The following is a 19,184-nucleotide window of genomic DNA, read 5'->3' on the forward strand; positions in this document are numbered from 1 at the left end:
TTTTTATTTATAGGCTAGTTTTTTCTAGCCCATTTTTTAAAAATAAATTTTATAGCATATATAAGTGTTAAAATGCATATAAAATATAATATTATTACACTATTTGCATAAAACATAAAAATAGAAGATAAGAATGTGATGAAATTAGCATAGTGATTGTGATTTTTACCGATATAGCGCTTTCAATAATGAATATAATAAAGATGTTAACACATAGAGTATCGCGATAGTCATTAAATGATAATAAGATTAGGAGGTATTTTCATGTCACAGAACAGACCTATTCATGTTTTTTCAGAAATTGGTAGATTAAAAAAAGTGATGTTGCATAGACCGGGTAAAGAGTTAGAAAATTTAGTGCCGGATTATTTAGAACGGTTACTATTTGATGATATTCCCTTTTTAGAAGGTGCACAAAGAGAACATGATTATTTTGCTGAAGCATTGCGTCAAGAAGGTGTAGAAGTTGTTTATTTAGAAGATTTAGCTGCTGATGCTTTAACATCAGATGAAATTAAAAATGAATTTATTAATGAATATCTAGATGAAGCAAATATTCGTGGTCAACAAACAAAAGAAGTGATTCGTGAAATGTTAATGGCGATTGAAGACAATCGAGAGTTAATTGATAAAACAATGGCAGGTATTCAAAAAATTGAATTACCAGAATTTAAAACTAAAAATTTAACAGATTTAGTCGAATCTAATTATCCATTTGCGATTGATCCAATGCCAAATTTATATTTTACACGTGATCCTTTTGCGACAATTGGTTATGGTGTTTCATTAAATCGTATGTATTCAGAAACACGTAACCGTGAAACAATTTATGCTAAATATATTTTTAAATATCATCCTGATTATAGAGATGCTGATGTACCTTTAGTTTATCATCGTGATGAAAAAACACGCATTGAAGGTGGAGATGAACTGGTTTTATCCAAAGATGTATTAGCAGTAGGTATTTCTCAAAGAACAGATGCTAAATCGATTGAAAAATTGATGAAAAACATTTTTGAAAAAAATATTGGATTTAAAAAAGTATTAGCTTTTGAATTTGCTAATAATCGTAAATTTATGCATTTAGATACAGTATTTACCATGGTAGATTATGATAAATTTACTATTCATCCAGAAATAGAAGATGATTTGCGTGTTTTTTCGGTGACCTATGAACAAAATGAGTTAGTGATTCATGAAGAACGTGATAGTTTGCAAAATATTTTAGCTAAGAATCTTGGATTAGATAAAGTTACATTAATTCGTTGTGGTGCTGGTAATATTGTGGCTGCTGGACGTGAACAATGGAATGACGGTTCTAATACATTAACTATAGCACCGGGTGTGGCTGTTGTATATGAGCGTAATACGATAACTAATAATAAATTAGAAGAACACGGTATTCGTTTAATTAAAATTAAAGGTAGCGAATTGGTGAGAGGACGTGGTGGTCCAAGATGTATGTCGATGCCATTAGTTCGTGAAGATATTTAAACATAAAGGAGAGAAAATCATAATGAAATCAGTATTTAAAGGAAGAAGTTTTTTAGCAGAGAAAGATTTTACACGTGCAGAGTTAGAATATTTAATCGATTTTTCAGCGTTTTTAAAAGATTTGAAAAAACGTCATATTGCACATCGTTATTTAGAAGGGAAAAATATAGCTTTACTTTTTGAAAAAACATCAACACGTACACGTGCTGCTTTTACAACAGCGGCGATTGATTTGGGAGCTCATCCAGAATATTTAGGAAAAAATGATATTCAATTAGGTAAAAAAGAGTCTGTGGAAGATACTGCTAAAGTATTGGGAAGTATGTTTGATGGAATAGAGTTTCGAGGCTTTGATCAAACTGTCGTTGAAGATTTAGCAAAATATTCAGGGGTACCGGTTTGGAATGGTTTAACAGATCAATGGCATCCGACACAAATGCTAGCGGATTATTTAACAGTTAAAGAAAATTTTGGAAAATTAGAAGGTTTAACATTAGTTTATTGTGGTGATGGTCGTAATAATGTCGCTAATAGTTTATTAGTAACAGGTGCAATTTTAGGTGTGAACGTACATATTTTCTCTCCTAAAGAATTATTTCCTGAAAAAGAGATTGTTGAATTAGCAGAAAAATATGCAAAAGAAAGTGGATCAAATATTTTAATTACAGATGATGTTGATGAAGCTGTACGTCATGCTGATGTACTATATACAGATGTTTGGGTATCTATGGGTGAAGAAGATAAATTTGAAGAGCGTGTTAAATTATTACAACCGTATCAAATTAATATGGATTTAATTCGTAAAGTAAATAATGATAATTTAATTATACTTCATTGTTTACCAGCTTTCCATGATACTGAAACTGAATACGGTAAAAACATTGCAGAGCAATTTGGTATTAAAGAGATGGAAATTACAGACGAAGCTTTCCGCAGTAAATATGCTAGACAATTTGAACAAGCTGAAAATCGTATGCATACTATTAAAGCAGTAATGGCCGTGACATTAGGTGATTTATTCATTCCAAAAGTTTAAGATGATGATTTATAGTGCGCGTTGATTAACAATTCGAGATTAATCAACGCTCGCACAGAGTAAATATCACGGAGAAAGGATGATATTTATGGAAGAGAAAAAATTAGGACTGTTACCCTTAACGATGTTAGTCATTGGGTCACTAGTAGGTGGTGGTATCTTTAATTTAATGAAAGATATGGGATCAGTTGCGAGTATTGTACCTATGATTATTGCTTGGGTAATTACGGCGATAGGCATGGGTGCCTTAGTACTATGTTTTCAAAATTTAACAGATAAACGTCCAGACTTAACAGCAGGTATTTTTAGTTATGCTAAAGAAGGTTTCGGTAATTTCATGGGATTTAATGCTGCATGGGGTTACTGGTTATCATCTTGGTTAGGCAATGTTGCTTACGGTGCATTACTATTCAGTTCATTATCTTATTTTTTTAATATTTTTGGTGACGGTAATAATATTTATTCAATTATAGGTGCTTCTATTGTTTTATGGGGTGTACATTTATTAATTTTACGTGGTATTAGTACTGCTTCATTTATCAATACAGTTGTTACGATTGCCAAATTAATTCCATTGATTATTTTTATTGTAGCCATTTTCATTGCATTTAAATTAGATATTTTTACTATGGATATTTTTGGTACGGGTGATAGCTTTAAATGGTCAAGTGTTTTTGAACAAGTTAATAGTACCATGGCTGTTACAGTATGGGTATTCATTGGTATAGAAGGTGCCGTTGTATTTTCAGGTCGTGCTAAAAATAAATCTGATATTGGGAAAGCAAGTATTTTAGGTTTATTATCGATGATTGCGATTTACGTATTGGTTACTGTTTTATCATTAGGTGTGATGACACGTCCTGAATTATCTGAATTAAAAACACCAGCTATGGGGTATTTACTAGCGTCTATTGTCGGATCGTGGGGTGCAACATTAATTAACATTGGGGTTATTATCTCTGTATTAGGCGCATGGTTAGCATGGACACTATTTGCGGCAGAACTACCTTATCAAGCAGCTAAAGAAGGCGCATTTCCTAAAATATTTGCTAAAGAGAATAAAAATAAAGCACCAATCAATTCATTATTATTAACTAATGGTTGTATTCAAGTATTTTTAATTACTTTTTTATTCACACAGCAAGCTTATGAATTTAGTTTTGCGTTGGCATCCTCTGCAATTTTAATTCCATATTTATTTACGGCGATGTATCAATGGAAGTTATCAATACAAGAATCTAAAGAAAGTAAAGGGCGTTCCTTTAATTTATTTATAGGTATTTTAGCAACCGTTTATGGTATTTACTTAGTGTATGCTTCAGGTATTGCTTATTTACTTTTAACAATGTTATTATATGCGCCAGGTATTTTAGTTTACTGGAAAGTACGTAAAGAAAATAATAAAACTTTATTTGAAGGTTATGAAATGATATCAGCAATTGTTATCGTTATTTTAGCAATTATTGCATTATACTTATTATTTACAGGTATAATTTCAATATAATGAATTGGAGGAAATAAAATTATGACACAAAAAACGATTGTTGTTGCATTAGGAGGCAATGCTATTTTATCTGATGATGCATCAGCAAAAGCACAACAGCAAGCTTTAATAAAAACAGCCCAACATTTGGTAAAATTAGTTGCGCAAGGGCATCGTCTTGTTATTACTCATGGTAATGGCCCACAAGTAGGTAATTTATTATTACAACAAGCGGCTGCAGATTCACTAGAAAATCCAGCGATGCCTTTAGATACTTGTGTCAGTATGACTGAAGGAAGTATTGGTTATTGGTTACAAAATGCCATGGGTAATTTATTACAACAGCAAGGGTTATCACGCTCGGTTATTTCTTTAGTGACGCAAGTTGTTGTTAGTAAGGACGATCCAGCATTCAATTATTTAACTAAACCTATAGGTCCTTTTTTAACTGAAGCAGCGGCACAACAGGCTAGTGAAATCACTGGAGACACTTATATCGAAGATGCTGGGCGTGGCTATAGGAAAGTAGTTGCTTCTCCAAAACCAGTTCGAATTAATGAAATTGAAGTAGTTAAACAATTGGTTAGTCATGATGTGATTGTGATTGCAGCAGGTGGTGGAGGTATCCCGGTTATTGATGATAACGGGCAATTAGCAGGTGTAGAAGCGGTAATTGATAAAGATTTTGCTAGTCAACAATTAGCAGCAGACATTAAAGCAGATTATTTTATTGTGTTAACTGGTGTAGATAATGTGTACATTAATTATAATCAACCGAATCAGAAAAAATTAGAACAGGTGACGATAGATGAGTTAACAACATATATAGCAGACAATCAATTTTCACCAGGAAGTATGTTACCTAAAGTAGAAGCAGTTATTGAATTTATTAAAGCTTTTCCAGAAGGTAAGGCTATTATTTCTTCACTTGAAAATCTTGAAGCAGTATTAAATGGTACAGGTGGGACAACAGTAACATTAAAATAATTTATAAGTAAATACAACAATTTTCAATATTATTTTATGAAAATTGTTGTATTTTTATGTGTAATTTAATCTTGACTAAAGAAAAATGGTGGTGTATATTTTTTCAATTTATTAAAGCAACTGATTGCCGCATCATTATTGTCACATATAATTAAACACGTATCATCTCCACAGATGGTTGCAATCATTTCATCCATTATAATTTCATCAAGAATCGCACCAAAAGATTGTCCCAAACCAGGTAATGTTTTAATAATCACTTGATTTTGAACAGGTTTGAGCATGACGAGCGCATCTTCCATATACATTTTTAGACGTGTTTTCCATCTGTCTTGTGTAATATTGTAGATCACATAGCGTATATTATTACCAGAAGTAACTTTGACAAGATTTAATTCCTTAATATCACGTGATAGTGTGGATTGTGTGATATGGATATTATTTTTTGCTAAAGCATCTAGTAAATCTTGTTGAGATTGTATAATTGTTTCTTGAATAATTGAACGAATGACTTGATGTCGTATTGCTTTTTTATTCATATTAAATAACCTCACTTTTGGTATAATTGATACTTTTATTATAACATAAAACGATTACATATAATAAAAGATACAAAAAAGCTAACAACAACTTACGAGTTATTGTTAGCTAAGGCCATTTTTATCTCATTGTTACAAATTCTTCTGATCCTGTTGGATGAATGGCGATGGTGCGATCAAAATCAGTTTTTGTTGCGCCCATATTTATTGCGACTGAAAAACCTTGTATCATTTCATCAACGCCATAACCAATGCCGTGTAAGCCGATCACTTTTTGTTCTTCACCTAAACAAATAAGTTTCATTCGACAGGGTTGGCGATAATTTGTAACGGCTGTGAACATGGATGTAAAGTTAGATAGATAAACTTTAATATTGTCTTTACCGTATTTTTCAATAGCTGCTTGTTCGCTTAAGCCGATTGTGCCGATAGGCGGATGGCTAAAAATCACTGTTGCGACATTATCGTAGTTTAATTTAGCATCAGTTTTGTGATTGAATAGACGTTCTGATAGTTGTCGACCAGCAGCAACGGCTACGGGTGTTAAATCTATTTTACCAATAATATCCCCAACTGCATAAATACCTGTTGCTGTCGTATTTTGATAGTCATCAACAATGACATGACCTTTTGGCGTCAGTGTGACATCTGTTGCTTGTAAATTGAGTGCAGCTAAATTTGGCTGACGACCAATTGCCCAAATTAATAAATCGCTTTGATATTGCTTGCCGTTTTCTAAATGTAATGTGATTGTTTGGTCATCATTTTGTGTGACTTTTTGTGGCGAAGCTAAAGTATGGAAATGAATGCCATCATTGATCATTGTTTCTGTTAATGTTTGTATAATATCATGATCAAAATTGCGTAATGGACGATCGCCACGTACAAATAAATGTGTTTCTACACCAAGTGCATTTAAAACACCGGCTATTTCTACTGCAATATAACCGGCACCAACAATGGCTACAGAATTAGGTAATTCGTTAAGTTCAAAGAAACCATCAGAAGTGATACCATAATGTGCACCTTCAATTGAAGGTAATGTAGGTTGACCACCTGTAGCAATTAAAATGTGAGGTGCAGTAAACTGTTCGTCATTAACGCTAATTGTCGTGTTATTAATAAATTTGGCTAGTCCAAAAATAACGTCAATCTGATGATTAGCTAAAGTATTTGTATAAGATTGATGAATACGTGAAATATAAGCTTCACGTTGTTGTTTTAATGTAGTAAAATCAAAAGTCACCTGAGGTATTGAAAAACCATATGATTGTGCATAATGATGAATTGTTTCGGCTACTTGAGCACCATACCACATGACTTTTTTAGGTACACAGCCTTTATTAACACAAGTACCTCCTAATGCTTGAGCTTCTATTAAAAGACATTTAGCACCGTACATAGCAGCACGGTTGGCTGAAGCAATGCCACCACTACCACCACCAATGATAATATAATCATATTTTTTAATCATAGTATTGACTCCTTTATCTTATTTGTCTAAATTATCTCTAATTATTACTGATTATGCAATGAATCTGATTGTTATTTTAAACTATCAGTAATGACATCAATATTATATTTCATAGTATTAATAAAAGACATATGACCTTCATTATCGACGAGTAATTCATCAGAATATAATGGTTTAGCAATTTTAGTATTGAAACCTAATGCTTCAGTGGCCACTGTAATTGATTTTATTGCTTGGCTATCTGTCGTTGATTGTGGAAAAATAGCTTTAATACGTTGTTCAGCAATGATTTTAGCAATGTCACTTTCTTTTTGTAAATTTGTTAAAGTATCACTATCATAAACAGCTAAGACACGAAATTGGTAGGCTTTAGCAAAATAAGCAAAGTCTTGATATGTTGTTGTAAGTACACGTTGATTTTGTGGTACCATATTTATTTTTTCTTCGATATAATTTTCAAGATTATCAAGTTTTTGTAAGTATGTATCTAAATTTTTATCAATTTCTGCTTTGTTTAATGAATCCGTACGTTCAATTGCAATAGTTGTTTCATTGACGATCGTTTTCCATAAATTAATATCAAACCAAACATGAGGGTCAATTTGTTGATGACTGTCTAATAAAAATTGTGAGTGTTCTAAAGCTGTCGTCGTTTCATAACTATTATTTAACTGTAAATCTTTAATTTGCTGAGCCATTTTATTTTCAAAATATTGACTATGAAAAATAAATAAATCAGCTTGTTTAATTTTTTGAATATCTTGATTCGTTAATGCGTAGGTGTGAGGATTTTGATTATTAGGAATAATAGTCGTGACATCTACAAAATCACCACCGATATTTGTAACTAAATCAGCAAGTAATGTGGTTGTTACGACGATATTCATTTTATGAGGTGGTATATCTTGTGAAGTCATCTGTTGTGATGATGTGGATTGGTTTTGACATGCACTAAGTAAATAGCAACATAATAATGCTAACATTAATAATGTTTTTTTCATGAGTTATATCCTTTCTAAATAATGAATTGTTTTTATTATAACATAGCTATTTGATTGAAATAAAGTTGGTTGACATTACAGGATTTATCACTTATTCTTATTAAAATACTAAGAATTAAATGAGGGTGGATGAATATGAAAATTTTTAATAGTATTACACAGTTAGTTGGGGAAACACCTATTGTTAAATTAAATCGTTTAGTTGATGAAACAATGGCACAAGTGTATGTGAAATTGGAAAGTTTGAATCCAGGACATTCTGTGAAAGACCGTGTTGCATTATCTATTATTGAGCAGGCAGAACAACAAGGTTTGTTAACTGTAGGTGACACGATTATAGAAGCAACTTCAGGCAATACTGGTATCGGTTTGGCGATGATTGGTGCTGCTAAAGGTTATAAAGTAAAAATTGTGATGCCAGATACGATGAGTGTTGAACGTCGTTTATTATTAAAAGCTTATGGTGCTGATTTAGTTTTAACACCAGGTGCTTGTGGTATGAAAGGAGCAATTGCTAAAGCACAAGAACTAGTCGATCAATACGGTTATTTTATGGCGCGTCAATTTGATAATGAAGCGAATATTTTAGCACATCAACAAACAACAGCACAAGAAATTATGACACAATTACCTCATCTTGATATGTTAGTTGCTGGTGTTGGTACAGGTGGTACAATTACTGGTATAGGTGAAGTATTAAAACAAAAAAATCCACAAATTAATATTGTGGCAGTAGAACCAGCTAGTTCGCCAGTGTTAAGTGGTCAAGAAGCAGGGCCACACCAAATTCAAGGTATTGGTGCAGGTTTTGTACCATCGATTTTAAATACAACTATTTATGATGAAATTGTTCAAGTAACGAATGAACAAGCGATTACAATGGCACGTCAATTAGCACAACAAGAAGGAATTTTAGCAGGGTTTTCAAGTGGTGCTGCTTTATATGCTGCAATTGAACAAGCTAAACAATTATCGCCTGAGCAACAAATACTTGTGATTTTACCTGATACAGGTGAACGTTATTTATCAACACATTTATTTGCTGACCTATAAAGTTTGTAGAATTATTAACCGCTTTCTTAGCATCCTGTGGTATAATAAATTTATTAGTGTAAAGGAGGCGATATTTTTTGAGTTTATTAGGACGCGCCATTGTGCTTACTGGTGCTTCAAGTGGTATTGGAGAAGCAGTCGCTTATGCAATGGCAAAGCAACAAGCTAAATTGATTTTAGTTGCCAGACGTCAAGAAAAATTAGAACAAGTTGCGCAAGTTTGTAGACAATATACTTCACAAAAAGTTGAAGTGATTGCGACAGATATGGCAGATTGCCAACAAGTTGATCGATTAATTGACCAATTAAACACGATAGGACGTGTTGATATTTTATTAAATGCAGCAGGCTACGGTATTTTTAAACATGCTTCGGATTTTACAAGAGAAGAAATTGAACATATGTTTGAAGTTAATGTACTTGGTTTAATGCAATTAACAAATGGTGTGGCAAAGATGATGCAACAACGTCGTCGTGGTCATATTATTAATATTGCTTCACAAGCTGGTAAAATTGCAACACCTAAATCCGCAATTTATTCAGGTACAAAATTTGCGGTGATAGGATATAGTAATGCCTTACGTTTAGAATTACAACCTTATGGTATTGCCGTCACAACTATTAATCCAGGGCCAGTAGCAACTAATTTTTTTGATATTGCAGATGAATCAGGTGAATATCTTCAAAAAATTGGACGTCATGTATTAAAAACAGAAGTTGTTGCACAAAATATTGTAGCAATTATTCAACAACCACGTCGTGAAGTTAATTTACCAACTACTTTAGCATTGGCAAGTAAATTATATGCCTTATGTCCAACACTAGGTGATAAAATTATTGTTAAATTATTTAATAAAAAATAAAAGGAGACAGTCATGATGAAAAAAATAGGATGGATAGGCACAGGTGTAATGGGTGCCAGCATGATTAAACATTTATTAAATGCAGGGTATACAGTTTACGTTAATAATCGTACAAAAAGTAAAGCAGATGAAGTTGTACAATTAGGTGCAATTTGGGTAGATTCGCCAGTAGAATTAACAACACATTGTGAAGTGATTTTTACAATGTTAGGTTACCCTTCAGATGTTGAAGCGATTTATTTAAATCCACAAACAGGTTTAATTTCACAAGGTAATAAAGACTTAATTTTAGTTGATTTAACAACTTCAAGTCCAACATTAGCTGCTGATTTAGCACAACAAGCTAGCGATAAAGGTATTCATTTATTAGATAGTCCTGTTACAGGTGGTGATGTAGGTGCGAAAAATGGAACATTATCGATTATGGTAGGTGGTGACGAAGCTATTTATCAACAAATTTCAGCATTATTAGATACATTTAGTAGCAAGCATGTTTACTATGGTGCTGCTGGTAAAGGGCAACATGCTAAATTAGCGAATCAAATTTCTATCGCAGCAAGTTTAATAGGTGTGTGTGAGTCATTAGCATATGCTAATGCAGCTGGACTTAATTTAGAAGCAATGTTAGAAACGATTGGTAAAGGTTCAGCAGGTAGTTGGTCAACAGTAAACTACGGTCCACGTATTTTACAAGGCGATTATAAACCAGGTTTTTATATTCACCACTTTATTAAAGATATGAAATTATGTTTAGAAGAATGTGCTAAAATGAATCTTAACTTACCAGGTTTAAGTTTAGTTCATGATTTATATGAATCATTAGCAGAAGATAGTAAATATCGTGATGGTATTCATGCTTTATATGAATATTACAAAAAATAATTAAGCGATCACTATTATTCATAAAATATTTGCATATTGGCAATGAAATGAGATAAAATAATAATGTAGTAGAGCAGTGTGAACTGTTTCTGTAAAGATAACCGTTAACTTATTAAAATTAAGAACGGTTATTTTTATTTTAGTACTTGGTTGATTTCACATGAAACAATGTGAATATTTAGAGAAGCTTAATAGTAAAATTAAGAATCATTGTTAGATTTATGTTAGAATAGAAAATATGAATTTCACAATTGAAGGAGAAAATATGAAAAAACAACTTGTACTGGCTGAAAAGCCTTCGGTTGCAAGAGATATTGCACGCGTCTTAAAATGTACACAAAAGAAAAATGGTTATATTGAAGGACCTAAATATATTGTGACGTGGGCATTAGGTCATTTAGTCACATTAGCAGCGCCAGAACAGTATAAAAAAGAATGGAGAGCATGGGATTTAGCACAATTACCTATGCTACCTAATCATTTAAAAACAGTAGTAATTAAACAAAGTGGTAAACAATTTAATATCGTTAAACAACAATTACATCGTCAAGATGTAGGAAGTATTGTCATTGCCACAGATGCTGGGCGAGAAGGAGAATTAGTTGCACGTTGGATTATTGAACAAGCACGTGTAAAAAAACCAACGCAACGTCTATGGATTTCATCAGTAACAGATAAAGCCATTAGAGAAGGTTTTAATCAACTAAAACCAGCTAAACAATATGAACATTTGTATCAAGCAGCAGTGGCACGCGCAGAAGCGGATTGGTTAGTCGGTTTAAATGCCACGCGTGCTTTAACGACAAAATACAATGCTCAATTATCATGTGGTCGTGTACAAACACCCACACTAGCCATGATCGCCAAACGTGAAGAAGAAATTAGTCAATTTAAACCACGTCAATATTTCGGTATCCAAGCAGAAATACGCCAACAGATTTTTACCTGGACAGATCGCCAAGGTAAGCAATCAACTTTTGATGAAGCACTTGTTAATCAAATAATGACAGGAATCAAAGATCAATCAGCTATTATTAAAGATATTAAAGCACAAGAGAAAAAACAATATGCACCGGGTTTATTTGATTTAACTGAATTACAACAAGAAGCACATCATCGTTTTCATTATTCAGCAAAAGAAACATTATCTATTGCTCAAAAGCTATATGAACAACATAAAGTATTAACTTACCCACGTACAGATTCTAAATATTTATCACAAGATATTGTGCCAACTTTAAAAGAAAGATTACAAGGTTTACGTACAACACCTTATCATTCATTTGCACAAACTATTATTAAACAAGGAATTAAAGCGAATGGTCGTTTCGTTAATGACAATAAAGTTTCTGATCACCATGCAATTATTCCAACTGAAGAAGTAGCTGATTTAGCTGTCATGTCAGAACGTGAACGTAAATTATATTTATTAGTTGTCGAACGATTTTTAGCCGTCTTGATGCCAGCTTATCGTTATCAAGAAACAAAAGTTACCGCAACAATTGCCAATCATCAATTTACAGCTAAATATCAACAAATTATTGATTTAGGGTATAAAGCTTTAAATAAACAAACATCAACGAATACGACAATAGATGCTGTGTTAAATGCACAATATAAAGTCGCACAAGTGCTTAAAACACAAGGTCAAACGACACCACCAAGTCGTTTCAATGAAGGAACTTTAATTAAAGCAATGGAAAATCCCATTAAGTTTATGCAAAGTTCATCAAATAATATGAAACAAACATTACAAGAAACAGGTGGTTTAGGTACGGTTGCCACGAGAGCAGACATTATCGAAAAATTATTTAATAGTTTTGTTATCGAAAAACGTCAAGAAGCGATTTATGTGACCAATAAAGGTAAGCAATTATTAAGTTTATCACCACAAGAATTAAGAACACCTGAATTAACAGCACAATGGGAGATGCAGCTTTCTAATATTGCACAAGGTAAATTATCACGCACTAAATTTATTAAAGATATTACAACCTATACCCAACAAATTATTAATGAAATTAAATCTAGTGAAGATAAATTTAAACATGATAATTTAACTAAAAAAGTGTGTGATAAATGTGGTGATTATATGTTAGAAGTGAAGACAAAAGATAGCACGGTTTTAGTTTGTCAAAATCAACAATGTAGACACCGTAAGACAGTCGTTAGATTAACTAAGGCACGTTGTCCACAATGTAAAAAACGTTTATCATTATATGGTCAAGGTGATCAAGCATTATATAGTTGTGTTTGTGGTTATCGTGAAAAGCAAAGTCAAATGAATGAACGTTTGAAAAAAACTAAGCAATCTAAAGTCTCACGTCATGATATGAAAAAATATATGAAGCAAGATAATTCAGGTCAAGAACTATCAGATAAATTTGCAGCATTAAAAGATTTATTTAAATAGAGGAATACACAATGGCAAAGAAAAAAATCATAAAAACCAATGCAATGCGTTTCTTAGATCAACATCATGTTCCTTATCAACATTATGAAGTGCCAAGTAAAGAAGCATTAGATGCTGTTACAGTGGCACAATTAATTGATAAACCAGTCACACAAGTTTTTAAAACATTAGTCACACATGATTTACAAGGACAAATTGTTGTCGCCGTCATTCCAGCAGCAGAACAATTAGACTTAAAAAAATTAGCAAAAATTTGTCACGTCAAAAAATTAGACATGCTACCTTTACAACAATTATTAGCCACAACAGGTTATGTTAAAGGTGGCTGTTCACCTTTTGCGATGAAAAAACAATATCCAACCATCATCAATCAAACAGCATTAGCTCAAGAGAACATTATCGTCTCAGCAGGTAAAATAGGCGAGCAACTCGCCATTGCACCACAATATTTTGAACAATATTTATCAGCACAATTTGCAGATATTATTAAATAAACTATCAATTTAACTATTATTAGGAGGTATTATGACAGATTATAGTAAATTACTATCTAAAAAATTTATGACAGCTAGAAAAGAAAAAGGCATGTCACAAAAAGAAGTTGCCGAAGGTATTTGCTTCCAAGCACAAATTAGCCGCCTAGAAAAAGGTGGCTACATGCCCGGCGCAGAAATCTTATATTTATTAGCTAAACGTTTAGAAAAACCAGTAGAGTATTTCTTTGAGGACATTAGAATCGCAAAGAAAAGTAAAAAAGTAACTAAAAAATTAATTAATGAATTTTTATACAAACGTGATTACAAAGGTTTAGAAGACTTTATCGATTACTATTTCAATGATGACGAACAGTACGAAGAAGAAGCGGTTTTAAAAGAATGGGCAGAAGCATTTGTTTTAGATAAAGTTTATGATAAACATGATGAAGCAATAAAAAAATTAGAACAATTATTAAAAACGATTAATAATGATCATCCACATTATTTAGATACTATTAATGGTTTATATACAAAATATCATGCAGCGAATTATCATGATAAAGCTAAAGAATTAATTGAACCTATTAAAGAAGATATTTTAAATATAGATTATGATGATATGGACAAAGCACGAACACAATTAAAATTAAGTTATAATTATTTAAAACAATTAGAGTTAAATCATCAACAAGAATATGTGTTACCTATTGTAAATAATATTATAGAACAACAAACTAAATTAGGTTATTTTATGATGTTAGCAGAATTTTATGTATTACATGCTAATATTATGGAATATTATGGTAATAAAGATAAAGAATTAGAAGATTATAAGAAAGCTATCCAAATTTTTGAATTATTAGGTAACGAGAAGATGACTATAGAAGGTAAAAAATATATAGAAGAAAATTTTTAGTGAAAAACTGTAAACAATTTAATTTTTAGATTGTTTACAGTTTTTTTATGTATTTAATTAAAGTGAATTTGTAATCGATGCAACACCAATAATTTGCCAACCACCTAATGCGATTGTTGTTGCTAATAACATAAACATATTTTTATTGAATTTTTTCATTTCGAACACCTCTTTTATAATATTTATTTTTTATATGTTTATTATAATATATAACTTGTGCTTATACAAGTCTATATGTAAAAAGATATAATATTTTTTAAAGATTTATTTTGGTATCTTACATTTTGATATTACAAAACTTAGAAGAAAAGCTCAATCTAAAAAACCAAAAGAAGAGATAAAAAGTTTGATGTCAGATAGAGGGAAAGAGTTCGCTTGTTACAAAGAAATTGAAAATTATGGCACAGATGTTTATTTTACAGATCCTTATTCAGCTTGGAAAAGAGGGAGTAATGAAAAATCAAATGGATTATTGAGAGCATACTATCCTAAAAAAAACAGACTTAGCAAAAGTAGCAGTTAGAGAATTAATTAAAAATTTAGAAGAGCTTAATAGTAAACTGAGAAAATGTCTTGACTATCAAACTCTTCTTGAAATATTTATGAACGAACGTAGTATGTTATAAGTGTTGCAATATTATTTGCAATTTATCATATAATAAAATATCAACCAAACAGCATAAGCTGTTTGGTTGATACCGGCTCATTTAAATCTCGTCAAGTTTTGTTAGTGATTACATTTTGCAATAGTTACCCTAACTTAATAATCATATCTGCTTGATTAGCTAAGTTCATATCATGTGTAACAAAAATTACTGTTTTACCATATTCATGACGTAAATTTAAAATTTCTTGAAATACAATTTTTACTAAGTTACCATCTAAAGAACCAGTAGGCTCATCAGCTAAAATTAAATCACCGGGCTTTAAAATACAGCGTGCTAAAGCAACACGTTGTTGTTCGCCACCTGATAATGTATTAACAATGTTATTTTCTGCATGAGATAGATGTAATTTTTTTAATATTTTTTTGATTTTAATATCTTTTTCTTGATCAGAGATATTGACATATGCCATTGCAATTTTCAAATTATTATATACACTGATATTATTAATTAATGCATAAGATTGAAATAAATAATTCAAAGTGTATCTTCTTAATTTTGTAGCTGCTGAAGAATTGATTTTAGGCAATATATTACCTTTCAATAAAATTTGACCATTATCAACTTCTTCTAATAAACCTATCATATTTAATAAAGTAGACTTACCAGAGCCTGAGGGACCTACAATAGCACATATTGTTTTTTCTGGTATAGTATAATTAATTTGATTTAAAATTGTACGTTCACCGTATTTTTTAGAAATATGCTTCAACTCAATCATATTAGCCTCCTACTTAATAAATGTTAAAATATGCTTGGTTTTATTGCTAGATAATACCACATATAAAATAACAAATTGCAATATTGAAACAAAACTCATACATATTATTCCTATTTTTGACTGTGTTAAACTCATTATACTTATATCTAGTAGAGCTACTACTAATAATCCTACAATTAATCGTTTATATATTTTGAACAGACTAAATCCTAAAAATTGTTTAACTGTTATCATTTCTTGATAAATTAATTGATATAATATTGCAATAGTATATAGCATCGCTATCACAATAATGGTCATAGCTAAAATGATTATGCCAAACCATTCTACAGTTTGCCATAACTGTTTTTGTAAACCATCAATATAATTTTTAATCGGCATAAAGATAATTTGATTATCATCTAGATGATATTTAGACATATATTGAGGTGTTGTATATTTCTCTTTTGCTTCTTGTGTTAACTTTATATAGGCATTATTAAGTCCTGATGCACTCAAACTTTCTGATTCAGCAAAACGCATATTTTCTGGTGTTGTAATATATATAACAGGTGCTGTTGTATAATTGTCCAGTGTAACATCTGCTGTCCAAGTGAATAATTCTTTATTATTATGATAAGGAATGAAAATTAATTGTCTTTTTTTAATGAATATTGTTTGAATATCCGAATCTTTAAATGACCTAGTACTATTTGTTGTTAACAGCGATTGAATTGCTGCTCTTGTTTTATCAGAAAAATTATCTGGTATCAAATAAATTCTTACACCTTGTTGTGCTTGTTTTATAATATTGTCATCTATATTAAGCTGTAATTGATTTAAATAATTAGGTGACATTGATAATTGCCAGAATGGTTGTTGTGGTATGTCTTTATATGTTTTATTATTCGATAAATTATCTAACATTTCTTTTGAATAGTATGTACTATGTATTAAATAAACACCATCTTTATTGGCAATATCTTTATACCAATGATAAATATCTGTATTATACTTATTAGACTGACCTGTAAAACTACTATTATCTTCTCCAGGAATAGCTTGCTTAATAACATTATATTGAGAAACAGATTGCCAAGTCATAGCTGTCTTAGTATTGTTCTCGATATATTTAAATGGACCATCTACATAATAACAAGCAAACATTAATCCTATATTAGCTATCATATATAAAATACCGGTCAATACTATTAAGGATTTTTTTGACAAACGGTTACGAATTGCATCAATCGGCTTAATTGCTAAAATTAATAAACTTGGTATTGCACATAAAGTCATTGTCATAAATAAATTAATCACTGCAACTAGTAAGCAAATACTAAAAAATAAAATACTATGAAATGATAGATTAGCAAAATAATAACTTGATAATATACTTATAATCATCGCACCAAAACTTGTATAAATTAATGGACGATACAATTCTTTTATAAAACGCCATTTAGACCATCCTAATAATAATCTAATACCTAAATTTTGAATAGATTGTACAGTAATTACAAAAATAATTGATAAAAGAATAATTGTATGTGCAACAAATAAAAATATATAAATCATTTCTTTAAAACTATCATCAATATATCTACCAGATAATTTATTAGTAAAGCTTTGTTTATCTAAACCTGTAACTTGAGAAAGTTCTATTAAAAATGTTTCTTGATTTTCCGCTGTTAAACCATAAATATTATAGAAACCATTCACCGTATGATTATGTTTAATAATAGTCTTTAATTTTTTGATAGCTATTGTTGCATTAAATTTAAACTGAGGCAATGATTTAATGACTTTATCTGATGAATCATTATAACCAATTGTTGCTTCTGTATCTTTAGATATCAATAAGTCATTAATTTCTGATTTATTGATAATTTCTTGATTAAGATAAAATAAATTCAAGTCATTACTTGGCTGACCTAAAACACCTAATTCTAAACCTTTTATGCCACCTTCTTTATTTAAAGCTATATCTGATCGAACTATCATTAAATGATAGTTTTGACTTGCTTGCTCCAAATAATTTAAAACATTGAGCGTATTTTCTTCAGAAATATTATTTAAATTTAAGTGATAGCCATTTTGTGGATACTTTTCTACCACATCAAAGTAACGATGTGATAAAAAAAATGTTGTTAGAAGGGACAAAAGTATCCCTTGCGTAACAACTAATATACAAGCTATCAATTTCAAACTTTTTATTATTGATATTTTTTTCATAGTAGATTAGTTACCTTTCAACATTGATTATCTTGCGTTCCAATAAGCATATGCAGTACCTGTTCCTACAAATTGACTAGCTGAAGCTAATGAACCAGCGCCAACCCAGCCAGATCCTGTAGTATTTGCTGTAGTATGGTGTTCTAATTCACCTGAGTATAAATTTGAGTAACTATAAACTGCCCAAGTTCTTCCATGTTCCCAAGATAAAGCATAATCTCCATAATACACTGTTTCTGCTAATGCAGCAGCCGAAGGCAACACGCCAAATAATGTTAGTACACTCAATAATGAAATAAATCCTTTTTTAATACTTTTCTTCATCGTTTTATCCTCCTGTTTATAAATGTAACAAAACTACTATGACCATTTTGCTTGTAATAAGATATTTCAAAATAAATATCTTATATTTATTTTAATCTTCATAAAACATTTAGTCAATATTTTTTTAATAAAAAACATAATAATTATATTTTGTGAGACCAAAATGTTATGAAGGGAGTTTGACACTTGTCAAAAATAAAAAAATTTAAACGTAGTTGTTCCGATGGTTTCACGTTATTTTTTTGTCAAATCAACCCTCGATTTTGTACGTAAACTTTGGTATCCTATGATATAATAGGCTAGGAAGGTTAAAATGAGATTAAGTATTGCAGGTTATGGCAAATAAAAATCATTTTATATTATCAAATTAATTAAGGTTAATGGGAAAAATACAACTAAAATCGTTGAAAAGTTAGGCAACCTAGAAACAGTAACTAAATTAGCTTATCTTGAAGATCCAATTCTTTGAGCTAGAAGATATGCTGCTGATTTAACAAAACAAAAAATCATGATTAAATACAATACAGATAAATTAATTAGTAAAGGTCAACAAACACTTTACAATGGTGGTTATCTTTTCTTACAAGACATTTATCATGAATTAGGCATCAATAAAATATGGATTGTCAACACTTATCTGAAC

17 protein-coding genes are annotated in these 19,184 nt (G+C 30.8%); 11 read left to right on the forward strand and 6 right to left on the reverse strand.

Annotated features, from left to right (window positions below):
* Window positions 1-264 precede the first annotated feature (264 nt).
* From arcA to arcC, 4 genes are all read left to right on the forward strand, one after another.
* On the forward strand, window positions 265-1,494 hold the full coding sequence (gene arcA, locus AC5EAH_RS05340) for an arginine deiminase (protein WP_493493733.1): 1,230 nt from the start codon (window positions 265-267) through the stop codon (window positions 1,492-1,494).
* Between the two features lie 22 nt (window positions 1,495-1,516).
* Complete coding sequence (argF, locus tag AC5EAH_RS05345; RefSeq protein WP_493493734.1) at window positions 1,517-2,530, forward strand: ornithine carbamoyltransferase; 1,014 nt, start codon at window positions 1,517-1,519, stop codon at window positions 2,528-2,530.
* Between the two features lie 88 nt (window positions 2,531-2,618).
* Window positions 2,619-4,034: an arginine-ornithine antiporter gene (arcD, locus tag AC5EAH_RS05350; protein WP_493493735.1), complete on the forward strand. Its 1,416-nt coding sequence runs from the start codon at window positions 2,619-2,621 to the stop codon at window positions 4,032-4,034.
* Window positions 4,035-4,055: 21 nt separating this feature from the next.
* Window positions 4,056-5,000: a carbamate kinase gene (arcC, locus tag AC5EAH_RS05355; protein ID WP_493493736.1), complete on the forward strand. Its 945-nt coding sequence runs from the start codon at window positions 4,056-4,058 to the stop codon at window positions 4,998-5,000.
* A gap of 65 nt (window positions 5,001-5,065) precedes the next feature.
* Here arcC and AC5EAH_RS05360 read toward each other — a convergent pair whose 3' ends face one another.
* The 3 genes from AC5EAH_RS05360 to AC5EAH_RS05370 form a co-directional block, all read right to left on the reverse strand.
* Entirely contained in the window at window positions 5,066-5,539 is a 474-nt protein-coding gene (locus tag AC5EAH_RS05360) for an arginine repressor (RefSeq protein ID WP_493493737.1), read from the reverse strand.
* 121 nt (window positions 5,540-5,660) lie between these two features.
* Entirely contained in the window at window positions 5,661-7,013 is a 1,353-nt protein-coding gene (gorA, locus tag AC5EAH_RS05365; RefSeq protein WP_493493738.1) for a glutathione-disulfide reductase, read from the reverse strand.
* Between the two features lie 71 nt (window positions 7,014-7,084).
* Complete coding sequence (locus tag AC5EAH_RS05370) at window positions 7,085-8,014, reverse strand: metal ABC transporter substrate-binding protein (RefSeq protein WP_493493739.1); 930 nt, start codon at window positions 8,012-8,014, stop codon at window positions 7,085-7,087.
* A gap of 135 nt (window positions 8,015-8,149) precedes the next feature.
* Between AC5EAH_RS05370 and cysK the strand changes: the two genes are divergently transcribed.
* The 7 genes from cysK to AC5EAH_RS05405 all read left to right on the forward strand — a co-directional run bounded on the left by cysK (window position 8,150) and on the right by AC5EAH_RS05405 (window position 15,140).
* The gene (gene cysK, locus AC5EAH_RS05375) at window positions 8,150-9,067 is read left to right on the forward strand and encodes a cysteine synthase A (RefSeq protein WP_493493740.1); all 918 of its coding nucleotides are present in this window, start codon (window positions 8,150-8,152) and stop codon (window positions 9,065-9,067) included.
* Between the two features lie 77 nt (window positions 9,068-9,144).
* Window positions 9,145-9,930, forward strand: coding sequence for an SDR family NAD(P)-dependent oxidoreductase (locus tag AC5EAH_RS05380; protein ID WP_493493741.1), 786 nt, complete (start codon window positions 9,145-9,147; stop codon window positions 9,928-9,930).
* Window positions 9,931-9,942: 12 nt separating this feature from the next.
* Window positions 9,943-10,812, forward strand: a complete 870-nt coding sequence (locus tag AC5EAH_RS05385; RefSeq protein ID WP_493493742.1) for an NAD(P)-dependent oxidoreductase — start codon at window positions 9,943-9,945, stop codon at window positions 10,810-10,812.
* A 265-nt stretch (window positions 10,813-11,077) separates the two neighbouring features.
* A complete protein-coding gene (locus AC5EAH_RS05390; RefSeq protein WP_493493743.1) occupies window positions 11,078-13,225 on the forward strand; it encodes a DNA topoisomerase III in 2,148 nt (715 codons plus the stop codon).
* An 11-nt stretch (window positions 13,226-13,236) separates the two neighbouring features.
* Window positions 13,237-13,719 carry a Cys-tRNA(Pro) deacylase gene (gene ybaK / locus AC5EAH_RS05395; RefSeq protein ID WP_493493744.1) on the forward strand — a complete coding sequence of 161 codons (483 nt, stop codon included), beginning with the start codon at window positions 13,237-13,239 and terminating at the stop codon, window positions 13,717-13,719.
* A 31-nt stretch (window positions 13,720-13,750) separates the two neighbouring features.
* Window positions 13,751-14,617 carry a helix-turn-helix domain-containing protein gene (locus AC5EAH_RS05400; RefSeq protein WP_493493745.1) on the forward strand — a complete coding sequence of 289 codons (867 nt, stop codon included), beginning with the start codon at window positions 13,751-13,753 and terminating at the stop codon, window positions 14,615-14,617.
* Between the two features lie 289 nt (window positions 14,618-14,906).
* Window positions 14,907-15,140 carry an IS30 family transposase gene (locus AC5EAH_RS05405; protein WP_493493749.1) on the forward strand — a complete coding sequence of 78 codons (234 nt, stop codon included), beginning with the start codon at window positions 14,907-14,909 and terminating at the stop codon, window positions 15,138-15,140.
* 227 nt (window positions 15,141-15,367) lie between these two features.
* On the opposite strand, the gene AC5EAH_RS05410 is transcribed toward AC5EAH_RS05405, so the two are convergent.
* The 3 genes from AC5EAH_RS05410 to AC5EAH_RS05420 form a co-directional block, all read right to left on the reverse strand.
* Complete coding sequence (locus AC5EAH_RS05410) at window positions 15,368-16,003, reverse strand: ATP-binding cassette domain-containing protein (RefSeq protein WP_493493746.1); 636 nt, start codon at window positions 16,001-16,003, stop codon at window positions 15,368-15,370.
* A 9-nt stretch (window positions 16,004-16,012) separates the two neighbouring features.
* Window positions 16,013-18,145, reverse strand: coding sequence for a hypothetical protein (locus AC5EAH_RS05415; protein ID WP_493493747.1), 2,133 nt, complete (start codon window positions 18,143-18,145; stop codon window positions 16,013-16,015).
* A gap of 99 nt (window positions 18,146-18,244) precedes the next feature.
* Entirely contained in the window at window positions 18,245-18,541 is a 297-nt protein-coding gene (locus AC5EAH_RS05420; RefSeq protein ID WP_493493748.1) for a hypothetical protein, read from the reverse strand.
* Window positions 18,542-19,184: the final 643 nt, after the last annotated feature.

It is taken from the genome of Staphylococcus sp. B1(2026) (genome assembly GCF_058895785.1).